The sequence below is a fragment of the Mucilaginibacter sp. P1_A3 genome, from assembly GCF_056406855.1.
In genome coordinates, this window is the sequence record NZ_JBFTZJ010000018.1 from 12,297 (window position 1) to 30,588 (window position 18,292).

At 39.8% G+C, this 18,292-nt stretch carries 18 protein-coding genes; 13 read left to right on the forward strand and 5 right to left on the reverse strand.

What is annotated here, in order from left to right; all coding sequences use genetic code 11:
• Positions 1-460: 460 nt before the first annotated feature.
• Positions 461-2,635, reverse strand: coding sequence for a glutamine synthetase III family protein (locus AC1D0K_RS29305; protein ID WP_295719858.1), 2,175 nt, complete (start codon positions 2,633-2,635; stop codon positions 461-463).
• 610 nt (positions 2,636-3,245) lie between these two features.
• On the opposite strand from AC1D0K_RS29305, the gene AC1D0K_RS29310 reads away from it, so the two are divergent.
• The 4 genes from AC1D0K_RS29310 (at position 3,246) to AC1D0K_RS29325 (ending at position 7,432) form a co-directional block, all read left to right on the forward strand.
• A complete protein-coding gene (locus AC1D0K_RS29310) occupies positions 3,246-4,868 on the forward strand; it encodes an ammonium transporter (protein ID WP_295719860.1) in 1,623 nt (540 codons plus the stop codon).
• Positions 4,869-5,052: 184 nt separating this feature from the next.
• Complete coding sequence (locus AC1D0K_RS29315; protein ID WP_295719863.1) at positions 5,053-6,123, forward strand: outer membrane beta-barrel protein; 1,071 nt, start codon at positions 5,053-5,055, stop codon at positions 6,121-6,123.
• A 125-nt stretch (positions 6,124-6,248) separates the two neighbouring features.
• The gene (locus tag AC1D0K_RS29320) at positions 6,249-6,845 is read left to right on the forward strand and encodes a DUF4468 domain-containing protein (RefSeq protein ID WP_477398448.1); all 597 of its coding nucleotides are present in this window, start codon (positions 6,249-6,251) and stop codon (positions 6,843-6,845) included.
• 95 nt (positions 6,846-6,940) lie between these two features.
• The gene (locus AC1D0K_RS29325) at positions 6,941-7,432 is read left to right on the forward strand and encodes a hypothetical protein (protein ID WP_477398450.1); all 492 of its coding nucleotides are present in this window, start codon (positions 6,941-6,943) and stop codon (positions 7,430-7,432) included.
• A gap of 346 nt (positions 7,433-7,778) precedes the next feature.
• On the opposite strand, the gene AC1D0K_RS29330 is transcribed toward AC1D0K_RS29325, so the two are convergent.
• Both AC1D0K_RS29330 and AC1D0K_RS29335 read right to left on the reverse strand, forming a co-directional pair.
• Positions 7,779-9,086, reverse strand: a complete 1,308-nt coding sequence (locus AC1D0K_RS29330) for an ammonium transporter (protein ID WP_295719866.1) — start codon at positions 9,084-9,086, stop codon at positions 7,779-7,781.
• Positions 9,087-9,281: 195 nt separating this feature from the next.
• Positions 9,282-9,638 (reverse strand): hypothetical protein, encoded by a 357-nt coding sequence (locus AC1D0K_RS29335; RefSeq protein WP_477398452.1) that lies wholly within the window; start codon positions 9,636-9,638, stop codon positions 9,282-9,284.
• 295 nt (positions 9,639-9,933) lie between these two features.
• Between AC1D0K_RS29335 and AC1D0K_RS29340 the strand changes: the two genes are divergently transcribed.
• The 3 genes from AC1D0K_RS29340 to AC1D0K_RS29350 all read left to right on the forward strand — a co-directional run bounded on the left by AC1D0K_RS29340 (position 9,934) and on the right by AC1D0K_RS29350 (position 12,891).
• Positions 9,934-10,779, forward strand: a complete 846-nt coding sequence (locus tag AC1D0K_RS29340; protein ID WP_477398454.1) for an energy transducer TonB — start codon at positions 9,934-9,936, stop codon at positions 10,777-10,779.
• Positions 10,780-11,030: 251 nt separating this feature from the next.
• On the forward strand, positions 11,031-11,855 hold the full coding sequence (locus AC1D0K_RS29345) for an energy transducer TonB (RefSeq protein WP_477398456.1): 825 nt from the start codon (positions 11,031-11,033) through the stop codon (positions 11,853-11,855).
• 205 nt (positions 11,856-12,060) lie between these two features.
• Entirely contained in the window at positions 12,061-12,891 is an 831-nt protein-coding gene (locus tag AC1D0K_RS29350; RefSeq protein ID WP_477398458.1) for an energy transducer TonB, read from the forward strand.
• Between the two features lie 86 nt (positions 12,892-12,977).
• Here the strand turns inward: AC1D0K_RS29350 and AC1D0K_RS29355 are convergent, their stop codons facing one another.
• Positions 12,978-13,772 carry a GNAT family N-acetyltransferase gene (locus AC1D0K_RS29355; protein WP_477398460.1) on the reverse strand — a complete coding sequence of 265 codons (795 nt, stop codon included), beginning with the start codon at positions 13,770-13,772 and terminating at the stop codon, positions 12,978-12,980.
• Between the two features lie 25 nt (positions 13,773-13,797).
• Positions 13,798-14,253 carry a GNAT family N-acetyltransferase gene (locus tag AC1D0K_RS29360; RefSeq protein WP_477398462.1) on the reverse strand — a complete coding sequence of 152 codons (456 nt, stop codon included), beginning with the start codon at positions 14,251-14,253 and terminating at the stop codon, positions 13,798-13,800.
• Between the two features lie 262 nt (positions 14,254-14,515).
• Between AC1D0K_RS29360 and AC1D0K_RS29365 the strand changes: the two genes are divergently transcribed.
• The 6 genes from AC1D0K_RS29365 to AC1D0K_RS29390 all read left to right on the forward strand — a co-directional run bounded on the left by AC1D0K_RS29365 (position 14,516) and on the right by AC1D0K_RS29390 (position 18,231).
• Positions 14,516-14,860 carry an MmpS family transport accessory protein gene (locus AC1D0K_RS29365; RefSeq protein ID WP_477398464.1) on the forward strand — a complete coding sequence of 115 codons (345 nt, stop codon included), beginning with the start codon at positions 14,516-14,518 and terminating at the stop codon, positions 14,858-14,860.
• A gap of 119 nt (positions 14,861-14,979) precedes the next feature.
• On the forward strand, positions 14,980-15,747 hold the full coding sequence (locus AC1D0K_RS29370; protein WP_477398466.1) for a DUF4382 domain-containing protein: 768 nt from the start codon (positions 14,980-14,982) through the stop codon (positions 15,745-15,747).
• 180 nt (positions 15,748-15,927) lie between these two features.
• Positions 15,928-16,446 (forward strand): hypothetical protein, encoded by a 519-nt coding sequence (locus tag AC1D0K_RS29375; protein ID WP_477398468.1) that lies wholly within the window; start codon positions 15,928-15,930, stop codon positions 16,444-16,446.
• Between the two features lie 117 nt (positions 16,447-16,563).
• Entirely contained in the window at positions 16,564-16,755 is a 192-nt protein-coding gene (locus AC1D0K_RS29380) for a cold-shock protein (protein ID WP_295719892.1), read from the forward strand.
• 212 nt (positions 16,756-16,967) lie between these two features.
• On the forward strand, positions 16,968-17,687 hold the full coding sequence (locus AC1D0K_RS29385) for a hypothetical protein (RefSeq protein WP_477395754.1): 720 nt from the start codon (positions 16,968-16,970) through the stop codon (positions 17,685-17,687).
• Positions 17,680-18,231, forward strand: a complete 552-nt coding sequence (locus AC1D0K_RS29390) for a hypothetical protein (protein ID WP_477395752.1) — start codon at positions 17,680-17,682, stop codon at positions 18,229-18,231. Before AC1D0K_RS29385 ends, AC1D0K_RS29390 begins: the two co-directional genes overlap by 8 nt.
• Positions 18,232-18,292: the final 61 nt, after the last annotated feature.

The window sequence follows — 18,292 nt, forward strand, 5'->3', positions numbered from 1 at the left end:
ACTAAGCAGGTCGCCGAGGGGGCACACAGAGCAAACTTGAAAGCCTTACACATTGTAAGCGGTCTCTTGGTCCCTTTTCAAGGAGATGGTGAAGAGACAGAAAGGGGGCGAAACAAAAATGCCACTAACTCAACATTAGTGGCATTAGCAAATTGAATTAATTATATTACCGTTTTTGGTTCTTGCTTGAAGTTGTGGTGACTATTATGAATACCAGTAATGAGGTAATAACCATCATAGCGCCTACAATAGCAAAGGTTTTATCATGCGTTACGGGATGCATTTGTCTGCTTCCAAAATACATTGATATAGAAAGAAAACCTATAAATAAAACAAACAGACATAAAAATTTTATGATTTTCATTGCATTTTATTTCAATTCAATTTGCGGTTTTTAGTCCCTATTAATATGATTCGGGAAAATTTGTTTTTATTTCAATTCGTGAAGTTGGTGAAGTAATTATTTGATGAATAGCAACTCCCTAAATTTAGGCAATGGCCACATTCCGTCATCAACCAGTTGCTCCAGCTTATCAACCCGGTAACGGATTGGCGCGAAGAATGATTTTACCTTTTCATCGTAATCAATGGCACGCTGGCGGATATCTTCAATGATATTTGCTTTTTTGCGCTCCTCAACCATGTGATCAACGTTGGTTTTAATGAAGTTAACATGTTCAGATATCTTATTGATAATATCCATTTGAGCCTCATAAGTTGAAGGGGCCATGCCAAGATCTTTTAAGCCTTTTACATTTTCAACCAGTTTGGTTTGGTAAGCGATCGCCGCCGGGATGATCACGTTGAGTACCAGTTCACCCATTACGCGGGCTTCAATCTGGAGTTTTTTGTAAAAGCTATCTAATAATATCTCGTGGCGGGCATGAGCCTCACGCGGCGTAAATACGCCGGTTTCTGCAAACAGTACTTCCGCTTTTTCTGATAAAAATGCATCAAGCGCTTTCGGCGTAGTTTTTATATTGGCTAAGCCACGTTTTTCGGCTTCTTTTTCCCACTCATCGCTGTAACCATTGCCCTCAAAACGGATATTTTTTGATTCCTTGATGTATTTTTTAATAACGATCAATAAAGCAAGGTCTTTCTTTTCTCCCTTTTTTATCAGCTTATCAACATCGTATTTGAATTTTTTAAGCTGATCGGCCACAATAAGGTTCAAAATGGTCATTGGGCTTGCCGAATTGGCTGAAGAACCCACTGCCCTTAACTCAAACTTATTACCGGTGAAAGCAAAAGGCGATGTACGGTTACGGTCGGTATTATCAGGAAATATCTGGGGGATCTTGGGGATACCCTGCCATAATAAATTATCTTCTTTTATTTTTTTGCTGATCCTGGAGGTTTCTATCTCATCCAGTACATCATTTAGCTGGCTGCCCAGGAAAATAGATATAATGGCCGGAGGAGCTTCATTAGCGCCCAGGCGGTGATCATTATTCACCGATGCAATGGATGCCCTCAGGAGGTCGGCATGCTCATAAACCGCTTTGATGGTATTCACAAAAAACGTAAGGAACATGAGGTTGTTCTTTGGCGTTTTTCCTGGCGATAACAGGTTTTTACCGGTATTGGTAATCAGCGACCAGTTATTATGCTTGCCTGATCCGTTGATGCCGGCGTATGGTTTTTCGTGCAGTAACACCTTAAAGTTATGTCGCCTGGCTACGCGATCCATCAAATCCATCAATAATTGGTTATGATCAATAGCCAGGTTTATTTCTTCATAAATAGGGGCGCATTCAAACTGCGATGGTGCAACCTCATTATGGCGTGTTTTTAATGGGATACCCAATAATAAGGCTTCGGCTTCCATATCTTGCATGTAGGCATATACCCGGCCTGGTATCGCGCCAAAGTAATGATCTTCCAGCTGCTGGTTTTTGGCCGAGATATGACCAAAAAGGGTACGGCCGGTTAAATACATATCCGGGCGTGCATTAAATAAGGCGATATCAACTAAAAAATATTCCTGCTCTAAACCTAAAGAGGCATTTACCTTCTCAATTCCTTTATCAAAAAAGTGGCAAACATCCACCGCTGCTTTGTCTAAAACGTTCAAAGCCTTTAATAATGGTACTTTATAATCCAGCGCTTCGCCGGTGTATGATACAAATACGGTGGGTATACATAAAGTACGTGCCATTAAAAACGCAGGCGATGAAGGATCCCAGGCGGTATAGCCCCGGGCCTCGAAGGTATTGCGGATGCCACCACTCGGGAAACTGGATGCATCCGGTTCCTGTTGAGATAAAGCATCGCCGCTAAAACGCTCAATTGCGCCGCCATCGGCAGTGGGTTCAAAAAAAGCGTCGTGTTTTTCGGCTGTTGTGCCGGTAAGTGGTTGAAACCAGTGTGTATAGTGTGTTGCTCCTTTGCCCAAAGCCCATGATTTCATGGCAGATGCTATTTGTTCTGCCAAATCACGTGGGATAGGTTCGCCTTTTTCAATAGAATTAACAATGCCCTGGTATGCTTCTGTTGAAAGGTATTCCTTCATTTTCTTTTTATCAAAAACATTGGCACCAAAATAATCAGAGATTTTTGCAGCAGGTGGTTTAACTTCAGGTATGGTTCTGCTCAGAACGTCCTGCAGTGCTTTAAATCGAATGTTAGACATAATTATATGCGGTTTAAAATAAAGGCAAAATCAAAAATAGAACTATCCTTTAAATAAGCATTAAAAATAATTGAAATATAATAGAGGGAAGTGATATACGGCAGCCTGATTTATAAATCATTTATATAATTGAAAGTTTATTTTTATTGCATAATGCCATAAAACTTACCTTTTGTGTTAATTTTTTAACTGTTTTTAACTAAAACAGGTAAAAAATGGAACTTTAAGATTTAAATCATCTTGTTTTTTGTGTTATTTTCATTTAATGTGAATTTATTGCGTTTTGTAATTTGAAATTCATTAAAATTTAATCTGTTTTTAACTTTTGAATTATGATTTTTATAATTTTTACACTTTTTGTGATCTTTTTTTTGTCGAAAATTTGTTATTGTTAAAAATACTACCTAATTTCAGGAAATAATTTACAGAAACCCTATAAATATTATATTTTTTACAAAAGGAATGTAGATTTTATAGGTCAAAACCTAAAGAGTGTGTTTTTGAGAGGTAATTCTGAATAATTTATCCCTTGCAATCAAACAAATTAACAATACGACAATCAAACTAAAATTAAACTATTAAAAAACAATCAAACTAAATTAAAAAACAAATGAAAGTAAGTTCTACAAAATTAGACCTCCTAAGTTCAGTCCGGCAGCTGACACGAGAGAAATGGGCGCTGGGTGCTACCATTCTAACAGGAAAAATGATTGGCCTATTGCTGGTTTTTGCAGCAATGATGGTTCTGCCAGGTGTATTTGGCACATCGGCACATGCTGCCGATACGTACACCGCTCATGAAACCACGTTAATTAATACAGTTAACACGGTTTGGACGCTGGTTGCAGCCTTTTTAGTATTTGGTATGCAGGCTGGTTTCGTTATGCTTGAAGCAGGCTTTGCCCGCAAACGCGAAACGGTGAACGTTTTAATGGAGTGTATTTTTGATACTTGCCTTTGTGGTTTGTTATTTTATGCCATAGGTTATGCCTTTATGTTTGGTAATGGTAACGGTTTCATTGGCTGGGGTGGATTAGGTGCTGATGGTAAAACTATCACTAACTGGTTCTTCCTGCAAAACACGCCTGATACTTACGGTTCAACAGGTATCCCTGTTTTGGCACACTGGATATTCCAGTACGCTTTTGCTGATACTTGCTCAACTATTGTTTCTGGTGCAATGATTGGTCGTACCAGCTTCCGTGGCGATATTTTGTACAGTATAGGTATTACAGGTTTTATTTACCCAATAATTGGTCACTGGGCCTGGGGACCGGATGGTTTCCTTGCAACAATGGGAACTTCAGGCTTCTTAGCTCACATCAGCGCTCAGCCTTTCCGTGATTTTGCAGGTTCAACAGTGGTACATACTATTGGTGGTGTAGCTTCATTGGCGGGTGCAATGGTATTAGGCCCACGGTTGGGTAGGATTTTTGCCCGTGATGATAAAGAAAAAGGCGGATTACCTGCAGGCCATAACTTATTAGTAGCTGCAGTGGGTGGTTTCATCCTGTGGTTTGGCTGGTACGGTTTTAACCCTGGTTCTACTTTATCTGCAATGGATATGCAGGGTATTGGCCGTGTTGCTGCCAACACTACGCTTGCCGCTTGCGCCGGTGGTTTCACTGCTATGCTTGCTGCTTTATGGTTTGGCCCAACCAAAGGTAAGTTTGATTTAGCTTTCACCATTAATGGTTTCCTTGCTGGTTTAGTTGCCATTACCTGCCCTTGCTACTGGGTAAGTCCGCTTGGTGCTATATTGCTTGGTGGTATATCTGGTTTCATCATTTTTGGTGGTGTTTATTTGATCGAATGGTTCCGTATCGACGATCCGGTTGGTGCAGTATCTGTACACGGTTTTAACGGTATCTGGGGTACATTATCATTAGGTTTATTTGCATCTGGCCAGTTTGGTGCTACAGGCCCAACAGGAGCTGATAATTCAGCACCGGTTACAGGTTTATTTTACGGTGGCGGCTTTGGCGTACTTAAAGCACAAGCCATTGGTAGCTTTACCATTACAGCAGCTGTGTTTATAGTAACTTTTGCAATGATGTTTGTGATCAATAAATTAGGTCATCCATGGAAATTACGCATTGAAGAAGAAGGCGAAACAGGAGCCGGTGGTATCGATGTATTTGATCACGGTATTGAAGTTTACCCGGTTCAGGATGACGAGATCAGCTTGAGCGGCCTTTTTGATAAAGGTGTAAAATCCCCAACTACAGTATAATAAAATTCTATAATACCTTGTGCGGTTGGTTAAATCATTACCGACATCTGTTTTACCATCCGCACAGGTATTTTTCTTAATCTTTTAAATTTTAACCGCTTTACCTGAAGGCTATGTTGTGCATTAGCTTAATGGGGAAGCTTTATACAACCCAAATCAAATTCAAATCAATTAAATCGTTATCATGAAAAAAACACTTTTACTTTTATCATTTTTAAGTATTGCCGCTTTTACGGTTAAAGCGCAGGACACGGTGAAGACCACTTCAGATGCTCCTTTGGTCATTTATGGCTCGGTAGATACTTATTACAAATATGATTTTGCAAAGCGTCCCAATATTCAAACTTCTTTTGCCTCTGATCAAAATTCAGTATCTATCGGTATGATTGATCTGGGCTTGAAGAAAAAAGTGGGTAAAGCATCTTTTGTTGGTGAAATGTCTTTTGGTCCACGTGGCCAGGAGCAATCAATTCCTGATGCGCTTTATGGCTCTTTACCAGCAGGAACCTCCAGCTATCATATTCAAAATTTATATGTTTCATATGATGTAACTGCGAGCTTTAATTTAACCGCAGGTTATATGGCAACATTTGTTGGTTACGAAGTTATTAGCCCGGCAGCCAATTTTAACTATTCGACATCATATTTATTTAGTGCCGGCCCGTTCCAAAATGCAGGCTTTAAGGCAACTTACGCTTTCTCTGATAAAGTTAGCTTGATGGCTGGTGTGTTTAATGATAACTGGAATACCTACAAATCAAATTCAGGTACTCCGGAAGTATCAACCTTTGGTGCGCAGTTATTTTTAGCCCCTGTTAAAGGATGGACAGCTTATATTAACCTGGCAAGCGGTAAATATTCTGGTACTGTATTGGATTTAACCACAGCTTACCAAATAACTGATGCCTTTAAATTAGGCTTAAATGCTGCAAGAAAAACAGGTGCTGGCGCGTTAAATTATTATGGTTACGCGTTGTATCCGCAGTTGGCTGTTTCAAAAACAGTTACCTTTGGTTTAAGAGAAGAGTATTTCAAAGCAAAAGCAACAAACAGTGGTCCTGATATTGGTATTGCTCCGGGTAATTCAGTATTTGCTTCTACTTTAACTGCTAATATTAAAGCTGGTCCTTTAAATTTCATACCAGAATTTAGGTTGGATCACACCAAAAATATAGATGGATTTGTTAAAAGTGACGGTTTAACCGGTACTAAATCCGCTTCGCAATTTGTATTAGCGGCGGTATATTCTTTCTAAAATTTACGTAAAGCAATATTTTTAGAAAAGCCTCCCGATAACCGGGAGGCTTTTTATCTTTATAGCAAAAGCTGCATGCCCGGGTTAAATTTGGCGCAGCTGTTTATAATACTTATTTTAAACGTATGAGAAATTTGATAGTGGCCATGATGTGTATCTTTTTTGCTAAAACCGTAGCGGCACAGCAAGCAGATTCACTGGCTTTTGATGAGCACAACAAGTATATTTATTACCAAACCGTAGCGCAAGCCGATTTGACTAAAGATACATTGTACCGCAGGGGTTTATATTTTATGAAAACGGCGGCCCCAAAAAGTAAGATAAAACCATCTTTGGCTGATGAAGCCCAGGGCGTTTTAACAGGCAATGGTAGTTTTATGGTTGCTAAAAAAGCTTTGATATTAAGCAGCGTTGGTGGTCAGATTGCCTATATGTTAAGAATAGAGGTAAAGGATGCCAAATACCGCTATTGGTTTACCGATTTTGTTTATACGCCGTACCAGCGCGATAGGTATGGGGCTGATGTGCCAACACCAGGTGTAAATATACCATTGGAGGAGGCCAAAAATAAAGTTGACAAGAGGGATCTGGCTGTTTACCTGGATAAAGTGCTGCAAAACAGCCGTCAGGTAGGTGCGATATTAAAATCATACATGTTAAAAACCTCATCGCTGCCAAGAACCGATAAAGGGATCAAAAAGATATCGACCAAGGAGTGGTAGGTTGGTATTGGGACAAAAAATGCATTTAGTGTAATTGAAATTGGAACGTGGTATGATGTATTTAACAATGGTGAGGGGGTAAAAACTTTGATGTTATGGAAAGTAATGGAGATTTGGTTTTAATTGCTAATTACAAGGCAGGTGGGTTTTACAAGAAATGGAAGAAAGATGCGATAATTGGAATTGTAGCGGTTATATTACTTTTTATTCTTTACTCTGCTCTTTCAATCGAAATGGTTGGTGTAACGTTAAAGCTACTTTTTGTTTTGTTTTTTCCAATTTTAATATTGGGTGGTATAATTTATTCCTCAATTTTTCAAAAAAGAAAATATATTAACAATATGATTAAGAAGGTGTTCATAACTGACAATAAGGTCTCAATAAAGACTTTTAAATGGTTTGGTTATGATTCGATTATTATTTCTTCGGAGAAAATAAATATAGAGATCAAGGAGCAAGCCACGGATGCTTTTTTTGTTGGGAAGAATTTCTTTTTATTGAAATTTAACCAGGATAATCAAAATAGCTTTTACTTCATAAAGGAGTTTTTCGATGACTCTGTAGGTTTTCAAGATAGAATGATTTAAGTGTTGAAGGAATATGTATTTGTGTGATGGCAATAACAACCTTTAATTTGGATAATGCCAATCAGGGGAGGTTATGCAGTCGGATTTACACAATTTGTTTTAAGCTAGAAGGTTGGTCCTATTCGTGAAATTTGCCCCTCTTACATTCGTGAAATTCGTGGTCAATAAAAAAGCCGCCCTTTAATACAGGGCGGCTTTAGTTTTTTATTAACCTGGCGAGATAATAATAAAAACGTTAATTCTTTGTGTTATTGGTTTGACAAAGCATTTTTTAAAATTTGTTTGTTGTTTTGTTAGTTTAATTAGGGTTTGATAAAATTAGGAACAATTGATGTTATTATAATAATTACAATCCTTCATCGTGCTGGCTAAGATCCAAACCTGCCATTTCTTCTTCGGGAGTAACACGTAATGTGCTGATCATGTCTGTTACTTTTAACAGGATTAATGAGCCAAAGAACGCGAATGCCGATACACCTACTAAAGTTATCAGGTGCAGGAAGAATAAATGTGTTTCGCCGTAATACAAGCCATTGCCGGTTGTGTTGCCCGCGTTTACGTTTTGATGAGCAAATACGCCGGTTAATAGCATACCTACCATACCGCCTACACCATGGCAAGGAAATACATCCAGCGTATCATCAATGCTGGTTTTGCTTCTCCAGATAACTACCAGATTACTTACCACAGCTGCAACAATACCAATAATTAACGAGTGGGGGATGGTTACAAAGCCGGCCGCAGGTGTAATAGCCACCAGGCCCACAACGGCACCAATACAGGCGCCTAAAACGCCAGGTTTTTTACCGCGAAGGATATCGAAAAACATCCAGGCCATCGCTGCCGCAGCAGATGCTGTGGTTGTAGTAGCCAATGCAGTTGCTGCAAGTGTACCTGAGCCTAATGCAGAGCCAGCATTAAAGCCAAACCAGCCAAACCATAATAAACCTGTACCTAATAGTACGTAGCTTATGCGGGCCGGACTGTGTGATATTTCGTTACGTCCCTTTAAATATAAAGCTGATGCAAGTGCTGCCCAGCCTGCGCTCATGTGTACTACTGTACCACCGGCAAAGTCAAGCACGCCTTTTCCGAATAAAAAGCCATCCGGGTGCCAGGTTGAGTGGGCCAGCGGGGCGTAAATAAATATCATGAACAGGCAAAGGAAAATAACATAAGAGTTAAAACGGATCCGCTCGGCAAAGGCGCCGGTGATCAGCGCGGGGGTAATAACCGCGAATTTTAACTGGAACATGGCAAATAATACCAACGGAATAGTAGGGGCAAGTTTCCAGGTAGCATTACCCAGGGTGCCTTTCATCATAAAAAAGGTACGCGGATCGCCAATGAAACCGCCAATGGAATCACCAAAAGCCAGGCTGAAACCAAAAATAACCCATATTACAGTAATTACGCCCATACACACAAAGCTTTGAAGCATGGTGGAGAGTACGTTTTTTTTGCTCACCATACCGCCATAAAAAAAGGCAAGGCCGGGTGTCATGATCAATACAAGAGCAGTACTAACTAATAGCCAGGCGGTATCGCCCGTATCAATTTTACTGTCTTTAATAGTTGTTAAGGTAACAGATGGAAATACAAGGGCTAATACGATTATAAGTAAAAGTATGCCAAATGGTATGAATTTTTTCATGCTTCGGGTTTTAGGGAAGAGTTAATAAAATTTAAAGAAGCTGCCCGGTACCCAATCAAAATACCGGGCAGTTTCAAAAACTAATACTGAATGAGGCACCCAATCAAAATGCCATCAGTATTAAAACTAAATTTTTTAAAAAACAATAAAATCCGGCTGCGTAATCAGCGCAAACGGATGAAACTGTTTTATCTGCTACCAGAAATCATGAAACGGAAAAAGGATGAGTTTGCGGAAACGCGATAGTTCGCTGGTGCCCCCACCGCAAACAAAGTTGAGATACTTTACATGTATAGTGTAAAAATTGGGGCTTATATAAATGCCATGCAGCGGGTAAGCACCCCTGTGCTGTTGCAGGTTGATAAGCTGTACCGGTACATTGTTAAGGATAGCGTCATAATTATATGGATTATGATGAGCTGTTGTAGCCGATACAGTGGATTTTTTTTCGTCTTTGTGGCTAATATGGTATAATGCTCCCCTTGCCGAGGCTGAAAACCCGGAAAAGAGTAGAAAAAATAAGGCAGTAAATCGATAAAGCCTGTTAACCATATCTAAAAGTAGTAAAAAATTAAAATAAACGTGATTTTTTTGTAAATATTTTAATCTTTTATCTGTTTATATGGTAATTATGTATTGATTTTGTCTTTTTAATTTGATAATTTATTAAAATAATGTAAAAATTAAACGGTTTATTGATTATTTGTTAATGAATAAAGAGTATTCATAGAATTTATCGAGGCCGGTTTACGGGTCATAAATGGGCTATTTGGGTAGGAATATTTCGATTTTTGCGAAATATTATGTATGTACATTCGTTATATAATTGTATTTAATTCTTAACAAAATGCATTCGGCCAAATTTGATTTATACAAAATCGAGTGGCTCGATTTTGTATTTGACCATCGTAATAAAGCATACGGTGCTTATGAATTAAGGCAGCATTATAAGAGTACTTTGGCAAAAGCCCTTGCTATAACTTTGGCAGGCGTCGCATTGTTTGTAGCGCTCAGCCTGATCTTAAAGCCCAAACCACCCGAACTTGTAAAAATAACAATGGTTGATCTTACCCCGCAGCTTAGCCGGCCCGTTGAGCCAGTAAAGCCCATTGAACCGCCAAAACCTGCAGCGCCGGCTCCTCCGGTTAAATCTGCCCCGCGTGTATCAACTACAAGGTTTGTTACCCCGGTAATTGTTAGTAAAGGGCCAACCGAAGAGCCGCCCGTAATTAGCAAAATTGAAGGCGCTATTGGCAACGCCGATGTTAAGGTTGCCGGAAGCGAAGGTGTTGAAAACGTACTGGATAATTCTGGAACCAAAGGAGGTACCGGTACCGCCCCGGTGGTTGTTCCTGTGGCAGATAATACCATACATGATTTTGGCGGTCTGGAAGTGATGCCGGAGCCGGTTGGCGGCCCATCAGCGTGGAGCGGTTTTTTACAAAAAAATTTACGCTTCCCCATTATGGCCCAGGAGCAAGGTGTATCCGGCAGAGTGATCATGGGTTTTGTTATCGAAAAAGATGGTAGGTTATCAAATATAGCAGTTGAGCATAGTGCGGGGTTTGGGTTTGATGAAGAAGCACTAAGGGTACTAAAGCTGGCTAAGCCCTGGAAACCGGGTGTACAAAATGGCCAGGCTGTACGTGTTAAATATGTAATACCTATTAAATTTCAGTTAGCTGAACAGTGAGTCGCCATTGTGGTGAATGGCATTGAGTAATAGTCTTTTAGCCCCGTATAATGCGGGGCTTTTTTGTTGTTAAACACATTGGCTTCTCTAAAGTTTTTTAGGTCCGTCGCGAAGGAACGATTAAGCGGTAAGCATATTCTTGAAGATGAAATTTTGATGAAATTTATTTTTTAAATAAGTGTGATAATTTTATGTTTTGTAAAATATAAAGTATGTATATTCGTTATAGATAAAATTTAATTCTTAAAACTATGCTTATCACAAAATTTGATTTGTACAAAGCCGAGTGGCTCGACGTTGTATTTGACAGTCGTAACAAAGAATACGGTGCTTATGAATTAAGGCAGCACTACGGGCGTACCATGACAAAAGCCATGGGGATAACCTTTGCGGGGCTTGCTGTTTTAGTAATTGCCAGCATTGTTTTTAAACCCAAACCAGGAGAGATGCTGGTTATACGCGATGTGCCGATATTGGATATGAAAACGTTTAAGCAGGAAAAATTAATTGAAAAACCAAAACAGGCTAAAGCAGAAGATGCTCCAAAGCCTGTTGAACATATCAAAACCCTGGCAAGCCCACCGCCGGTGATAGTTGCCAATGATCCAGTTGTTCAGCCGCATACCACTGCAGAGTTACAGGCAAGTACTATTGGAAGTGTAGAAAGCAAAGGAGACGATAAGCCGGGAAATGTAATTGCAGATAAAGGACCGGTTGGTACCGGGAGCGGCCCCGTGGTTGATAATACTGTACATGACATTAATGGGGTTGAAGTAATGCCCGAACCGGTAGGGGGCGCAGCTGCCTGGAGCAAATTTTTGCAAAAAAACCTTAGATTTCCTGTAGTGGCCCAGGAGCAGGGTGTATCTGGCAAGGTATATATGAGTTTTGTTATCGAAAAAGATGGTCAGCTATCAAATATAAAGGTTGAGCGTGGTGCAGGTTTTGGATTTGATGAGGAAGCTTCACGGGTTTTAAAACTGGCCAAGGCCTGGAAACCCGGTATGCAAAACGGGCAGCCAGTACGCGTTAAATATGTAATACCAATGAATTTTCAGTTGGCTGATAATAATTAGGATCGGGTTTCGGGTTGCGAGGCTCGCGTGTGATGATGGTAGATAAGTAGTGTGGTTGTAGCCTCCGTATAATACGGAGGCTTTTTTTTGTTTGCCAAATTAATGGGTAGTAAATAGTTGTAAATCAAAATAAAATTTCAAAAATGTTAATTATGTAGAATGTTATTCTGTATATTTGTTTTAAAAGAAACTTAATTTGTTTGAGATGAGTATTTCGAAATTTAATTTGTACAATGCCGAGTGGCTCGATCTTGTATTTGACCATCGTAACAAAGCATACGGCGCTTACGAACTAAGGCAGCATTATAGCCGTACCATGAGCAAAGCCATGGGTTTAACCTTTGCAGGGCTTGCTGTTTTAATAGCGGCGAGCGTTATTTTTAAACCTAAGCCTGCAAACACGGTTTATATAGGTCCTGAGTTTCGCATTCTGCCGCCTGTATCTAAAATTATAGATCCGGAGATTAAAAAGCCCGAACTTACCAAGCATGTTGAACCTGCAAAGGCGTCTCCTCCTGTACCTGCAACCGGGTTTGTTACTCCGGTGATTGTGCCGTATGAGCCGGTTGAGCAGCCACCGGTTATTGCGGATATAAAAGATGCTATTGGTCCGCAAGATGTTAAAGGACCTGCCGGTGGTGATAATGTTATTAAACCTGAAACAGGAACAGGTGGGGGCGGCGATGCCGTTAAAATAGATGAACGTATTTACGACGCCGGTGGCGAAGGACTTGAAGCTATGCCCGAACCTGTAGGTGGCGCTGCAGCATGGAGTAAGTTTTTGCAAAAAAACCTCAGGTACCCCGCCGTTCCGCAGGAACAAGGTATCTCGGGTAGGGTATTTTTAAGTTTTGTAATAGAAAAGGATGGTCATTTATCCAACATAGTAGTTGAGCGCGGCGCGGGTTACGGATTTGATGAGGAGGCTACACGGGTATTAAAGCTGGCCAAAGCGTGGAAACCCGGTATCCAAAACGGGCGGCCGGTACGGGTTAAGTATGTAATACCGATGAATTTTCAGTTGGCTGATAATTAGGATCGGGTTTGGGGTCGCGAGGCTCGTGTGTGATAGTGGTGAATAAGTGGTGTGGTTGTAGCCTCCGTTATGCGGGGGCTTTTCATTTAACCAATATTTCCTGCTATTCTGTTATAGATATTGGAGAGTATTACATTCCTTGGTTTACCCAATATCATTCGTTTGGCGGTACGGATCTCTTTAAATCCTCTTTCATGCAACAATGTGGCAGCGTATAAATTATCTTTAGGGAAAGCAACTTTATCGTTGGCATTAAGATGTACTTTCAGTAGTTCAATTCCTGCATCCGGGCTATTGGCGATGATTAAACCTTCGCCCAGGGTGGGTAGATAAAAACCTTCAACCATATTATTGCTGCAATACACCAATCCGCGGGTAAGGTGTTCCTCAAAGAAAAACATCCTGTTTTCCTGTGAGGTTAAGTAGTCAATGTATGCAATTTGTTCCCTGAATTCTTCTTTATAGGGTATAACATGAGGCGAAAGTGCTGATGCTATATGAATGTCTTTGAAAAAAAGGTATTCGGTTTCTGTAGTAAAGCCGGCTTTTGCGTAAACGGGGGCTCCAAGGTCGGTTGCAATTAAATTAATTGTTTCGCAATGATGTTGTTTGGCCATATCAACCAGGGTTTGGGTAATATAGCCCCCAATTCCTTTACCCCTGTATTCCGGATGGACAATTATATGGCCCAGCCACGCTATTTCATGGTGAATGATTGTTGCGCCGATGCCGGCAATTTTACCGTCGATAATTATTTTTATAGGGAAGCAAAAAGACGAAGCCGTGTAAAAGCGGAAGCTTGGTATAATATTGGGCCAGCCACTCGGTTGCAAGTCACCAAGCAGGTTTATGTCGTTATCATTCAAAGGCTGAACTTCCATATGCCTATTTTAAAAATATCAATCTCTACAAAACCTTTCTGAAACAAAGGCTATCAGGCAAGCCAACATACACGCCGTAATTGGAGGTTTGTACGTAGCCCGATTTTCGGTACAAGCCATGTGCCTCCAGTTGTTTACTGGCGGTTTCCAATACGGTATACTGATAACCTAATTCAAATGCCCAGGTTTCCAGTTCCTTTAGTATCATGGTACTTATGCCGTTTCCTCGCGCGTTATGGCGTACAAACATTCTTTTAATTTCCACCGCATCGGCATCAAATCCTTTAAAGCATCCGCAGCCAGCCGGGGCATCATTTAAATAAGCAAGTACCACAGTATCTATTTGATCTATCACGTTATGCTGATCGTACAGATTCATGATATCGCCGTTGCGGTCGCGCAAGTCGGCATCCAGTTCGCGGGTAAGGTTGCGGAAATCGGGGTTATCACTGGTGGTCCTGGTTATGCGGATTGTTTTCATTGATGCAAAAATATAATAAGCTGGAAAAAAGGAGGGAGGGGTAAAGCTAAAAAGTAAAACATTCCTCAATTCCTAAATTAATGGTGCTTATCAATCAAAATGACCTAAATAAAATACATAATTGGAGATTTAGACCCAATTGAGCGCTCGTGTTATTGGATTGCATATGAGTAGGTTAACATAATATTAAGCGCTGGCATCGCATTTGTAAGCTGGCGCCTGTAACAATAATGTTATAAAAGAATATAAAATTATTAAGCTTATGAAAAAAATATTGCTTTTTTCCGTCCTCGCGTTGGTTTCAGTTTTTACTTTTTCCTGTAAAAAAGATGGCAATAGCACCCATACGGTAAAATATACTATCCAGGGTTCAAGTAAATCGAACGTTACCTACACCGATCAGAATGGAAATGTTCAATCTCAGAATAATGAAGATGCAAGCTGGACTATTAGTTTTCCTTCAAGCAAACATGGTTTGGTGCTTAAATTAACTGTAATTAGTAGTGATGGCAGCCCGGTTGGTGGTAAAATCTTCATTGACGGTAATCAATCAGCACAAAGCAATGGCACAGTTAGCAATATCGCTATTTCAACCGTGTTGCCTTAACAATAACCTTTGTTGTTATTTCAGAACAAGTTGATTTGTTTAACAATATTAAAATTTAATCCGTTTTCAAATGTATTGATATTCAGTGTATTTGATTGATTATAAAAACCATACTAAAAATGAAAAGAAAACTTTTATTGGGATTTGCCATGGCAAGTTTGGCTTTTACGGCCTGTAAAAAAGGTGGTGATAATGCTGGTTCAAAAACACATATGAGTGTTAAAATGACCGATGCCCCTGGTGCCTATGATGCCGTTATACTAAATGTTAAAGAAATAGTTGTTTTATCAGCAGGTGTCGAAAGTCATTTAGCAGTAAATGGCAAACCAATTAACATATTGAACTTTAGGTTAGGTAAAGATACGTTGCTGGCCGCACAGGATGTACCTGCGGGCAGGTTGCAGGAAGTTCGCCTTGTTTTAAATGATAGCGGAAACAGGGTAGTTGTAAATGGTGTTTCGTATGATCTTAAAACCCCGAGCGGGCAAACATCAGGCGTAAAGCTTAAAGTACAAGATGACCTTAAAGCAGGTATTGCCTATACGCTGTTGCTTGATTTTGATGCTGCGAAGTCAATTGTAACTACCGGCAACGGAAAATATATTTTAAAACCAGTAATCCGCGCTATACCCCAGGAAGTATCTGGCGCCATGGTAGGGGTAGTTATTCCGGCAGCCTCCAGCCCGATGGTTTACGCCATTAAAGGTACAGATACCGTTGGTACAGTTACAGATGCTACGGGCAAATTCTATTTCCCGGGTTTAGCATCCGGAACTTATAAAATTGACTTTGTACCGTTAAACCCATTTTTAGTTAGAAGCATTAATAACGTAGTAATTACAAATGGTGCTGTTAAAGATGTTGGTGTAGTTACTATAGCACAGTAATATTGCTGTAATACAAAGAATTAAAGGTCGTTTAGTTGAATAAAATATTGCCGGTATATTTCAACTGAACGACTTTTTTATTTGACAAATACAACCCGCTGCTGATTTTTATTCAAAATAAGTTAAGTGCACATCAAACCATTTAACCTGCATCATGTCATAACTATAAATTCACCTTATATGAAAAAATTAATTTTCACCGTAGCCATTTTATTAGGCTGCCTTAGTTTTAAAGCTGCTGAAGCGCAGATTAGTGTTAGCCTGGGTGTTAATATTGGCAGCCAGCCCGAGTGGGGCCCAGTTGGCTATGACCATGCCGATTATTATTATATGCCTGATATTGACGTATACTATTCTGTACCCACACATCAATACATTTATTATCAAAGTAATTCATGGACCAGAACAACCGTATTGCCGGCCAGGTATGGTAATTACGACCTTTACCACGGCTATAAAGTTGTTATAAATGAACGCAACCCATGGGTAAGAAATGATGTTTACCGTACCCGGTATGCAGCTTACCGAGGCCGCCGCGACCAGGTTGTTATCCGTGATAGCCGTGATGATAAATATCGCGATCATTGGGATAATGGTAAGCACAAAGGCTGGGACAAGCAAAAATATAAAAAAGACAAGCATGGCGATGATGACGACCAGGGACATGGTAAGGGGCACGGTCATGGTCACAAAGATTAAATGAGTTTATTTCCTAATGACCTTTGTGGATTAATTTAACAAAAACTTAAATAAATTTACCAATAGTAAAAATGTCATAAATTATGTTTACCTTTGCAACTTATTAAATACAATATAATGCAACAAGGAACAGTAAAATTTTTTAATGACGAAAAAGGTTTCGGATTTATCACCCCAGATAATGGTGGAAGCGAAATTTTCGTACACTCTTCAGGTTTAATTGACAACATTCGCGAAAGCAATTCAGTTAGTTTTGACGTAGAAGAAGGTCGTAAAGGCCCTAATGCCGTAAATGTAAAAATAGTTTAATACTCTATTATAACCATTCATGAAGCCTTCTCCTTTTGGGAGAGGGCTTTTTTTATGCGCTTTTATTTTGGCGAACCAGGCGGCACGCGGCTGCTGGCAACAGGGTAAAAAAACGGTTGCAAGTATCCTTTTTATGGTTTATATTAGATTAATATTCAATGGATTATAAATAGTTGAAATATTAAACAGTCTGCCCTCTTAAGCCTATTAGTATGACTTTTCAATGTGTTTTAAAAAGAGCTGCTATTCTTTTGGTCTTTATGCTGGCATATAGCTTAAAGGGCTTTTCGCAAACTGATAGCCTTCGGTTTTATGCCAGCCAACTGGATTCAATTTATAATACCTGGGTTAATAACCCTGATACCACACTTAAAACAGACTCCGTTATAACAGCCTTTTTACACGTAAACCCAACTTCGAAAATAAAAGGCGCAGGTACGCTTCAAGGCTTTGCCCTCACTTATAATACCCCCGAAATAAACTGGTATCATGATTTAGCAAGGGTGATCGATAAGGATTCCGTCGGCTTTTTAATTAAGGTTCGTATCCCCAGGAAAATTTATGATCAGCATAAAATGCTCACTTGTTGGGCTGTTTGGTGGGGCCGGGAGATGCAGGTTGTTAAATATGGCGGTATTAACATGAGGATAAAACTAATGCTTCAATCGCAGCCGCAAAGGGCCAGTGTATATTTAGTACCGCACAGAATTTGGAAAAGCAAATTTGAAAACACTCCGTGGAAAGAACATATCGAATCTTTAAGCGATTATATGGTCGATAGTGATCAAACAAATACTTCTGTAACTATTGATGAAACAGTTTATACAGTAGTATTTAAATTGGGTAATAAATTTTTGATCCGTACCCATTATACCAGGCCTATGGATACAGAACCAACTCAAAAAGTAACCGCGGATTTTCAAAATGAATAAATGGAAAGCCATTTTAAAAACCGGCTCAGGAGTATTTGCAACTATTCCGGGTTTGGGCGTGCTTTTAAGTAACATAGGGGTACCGCCCGATAGTTCAAAATACCTGTTTTGCGGCATAATAGAATCTTTTGGGGTATTTACGCTTTTAATATTGAGGTTCAACTCCGGCTTTTTCAAATCTCTTCCCATAAAAACCATCAATCGGTTGGCTATTGTTTCAATAGTAACCTTTGGGGTCACCCTGTTTCTTTACCTGTTTCTTTTTAACCAATATGTTGTTGGGTATAAAGACTCAAAGCCCCTATTTTTCCCGGTGTGGCCCCAGGGCGAACTTCAACAAGGACTGCAGGAAATGGGCAGTAAAGCCAACTTAATTAAGGAATGGGGCCGTGATGATGTGCATACGGTTATCCAGTCATCATCCTCGGCCATGTTAAATTATAGCATGCTGCTGTTTTTATTAATATACCAACTGGTTTTTGTATCGCTCACTTTTGCATTTGGGATTCTTTCCATACGGGTTAGCGAGATTGATAGGGGGTGATATTGGTTTTTGAAAGGCTGACTCCTGCGATTTCTTGACACTTCGGGTGTGCTACTCTTTT

Bases quoted from the DNA above. Each gene is read 5' to 3' on its own strand.
- AC1D0K_RS29365 (WP_477398464.1), top strand. From the start codon at position 14,516: ATGAAAAAAATATTGCTTTTTTCCGTCCTCGCGTTGGTTTCAGTTTTT.
- AC1D0K_RS29315 (WP_295719863.1), top strand. From the start codon at position 5,053: ATGAAAAAAACACTTTTACTTTTATCATTTTTAAGTATTGCCGCTTTT.
- AC1D0K_RS29345 (WP_477398456.1), top strand. From the start codon at position 11,031: ATGCTTATCACAAAATTTGATTTGTACAAAGCCGAGTGGCTCGACGTT.
- AC1D0K_RS29380 (WP_295719892.1), top strand. From the start codon at position 16,564: ATGCAACAAGGAACAGTAAAATTTTTTAATGACGAAAAAGGTTTCGGA.
- AC1D0K_RS29340 (WP_477398454.1), top strand. From the start codon at position 9,934: ATGCATTCGGCCAAATTTGATTTATACAAAATCGAGTGGCTCGATTTT.
- AC1D0K_RS29390 (WP_477395752.1), top strand. From the start codon at position 17,680: ATGAATAAATGGAAAGCCATTTTAAAAACCGGCTCAGGAGTATTTGCA.
- AC1D0K_RS29320 (WP_477398448.1), top strand. From the start codon at position 6,249: ATGAGAAATTTGATAGTGGCCATGATGTGTATCTTTTTTGCTAAAACC.
- AC1D0K_RS29355 (WP_477398460.1), bottom strand. From the start codon at position 13,772: ATGGAAGTTCAGCCTTTGAATGATAACGACATAAACCTGCTTGGTGAC.
- AC1D0K_RS29330 (WP_295719866.1), bottom strand. From the start codon at position 9,086: ATGAAAAAATTCATACCATTTGGCATACTTTTACTTATAATCGTATTA.
- AC1D0K_RS29310 (WP_295719860.1), top strand. From the start codon at position 3,246: ATGAAAGTAAGTTCTACAAAATTAGACCTCCTAAGTTCAGTCCGGCAG.
- AC1D0K_RS29385 (WP_477395754.1), top strand. From the start codon at position 16,968: ATGACTTTTCAATGTGTTTTAAAAAGAGCTGCTATTCTTTTGGTCTTT.
- AC1D0K_RS29360 (WP_477398462.1), bottom strand. From the start codon at position 14,253: ATGAAAACAATCCGCATAACCAGGACCACCAGTGATAACCCCGATTTC.
- AC1D0K_RS29350 (WP_477398458.1), top strand. From the start codon at position 12,061: ATGAGTATTTCGAAATTTAATTTGTACAATGCCGAGTGGCTCGATCTT.
- AC1D0K_RS29370 (WP_477398466.1), top strand. From the start codon at position 14,980: ATGAAAAGAAAACTTTTATTGGGATTTGCCATGGCAAGTTTGGCTTTT.
- AC1D0K_RS29325 (WP_477398450.1), top strand. From the start codon at position 6,941: ATGGAAAGTAATGGAGATTTGGTTTTAATTGCTAATTACAAGGCAGGT.
- AC1D0K_RS29375 (WP_477398468.1), top strand. From the start codon at position 15,928: ATGAAAAAATTAATTTTCACCGTAGCCATTTTATTAGGCTGCCTTAGT.
- AC1D0K_RS29335 (WP_477398452.1), bottom strand. From the start codon at position 9,638: ATGGTTAACAGGCTTTATCGATTTACTGCCTTATTTTTTCTACTCTTT.
- AC1D0K_RS29305 (WP_295719858.1), bottom strand. From the start codon at position 2,635: ATGTCTAACATTCGATTTAAAGCACTGCAGGACGTTCTGAGCAGAACC.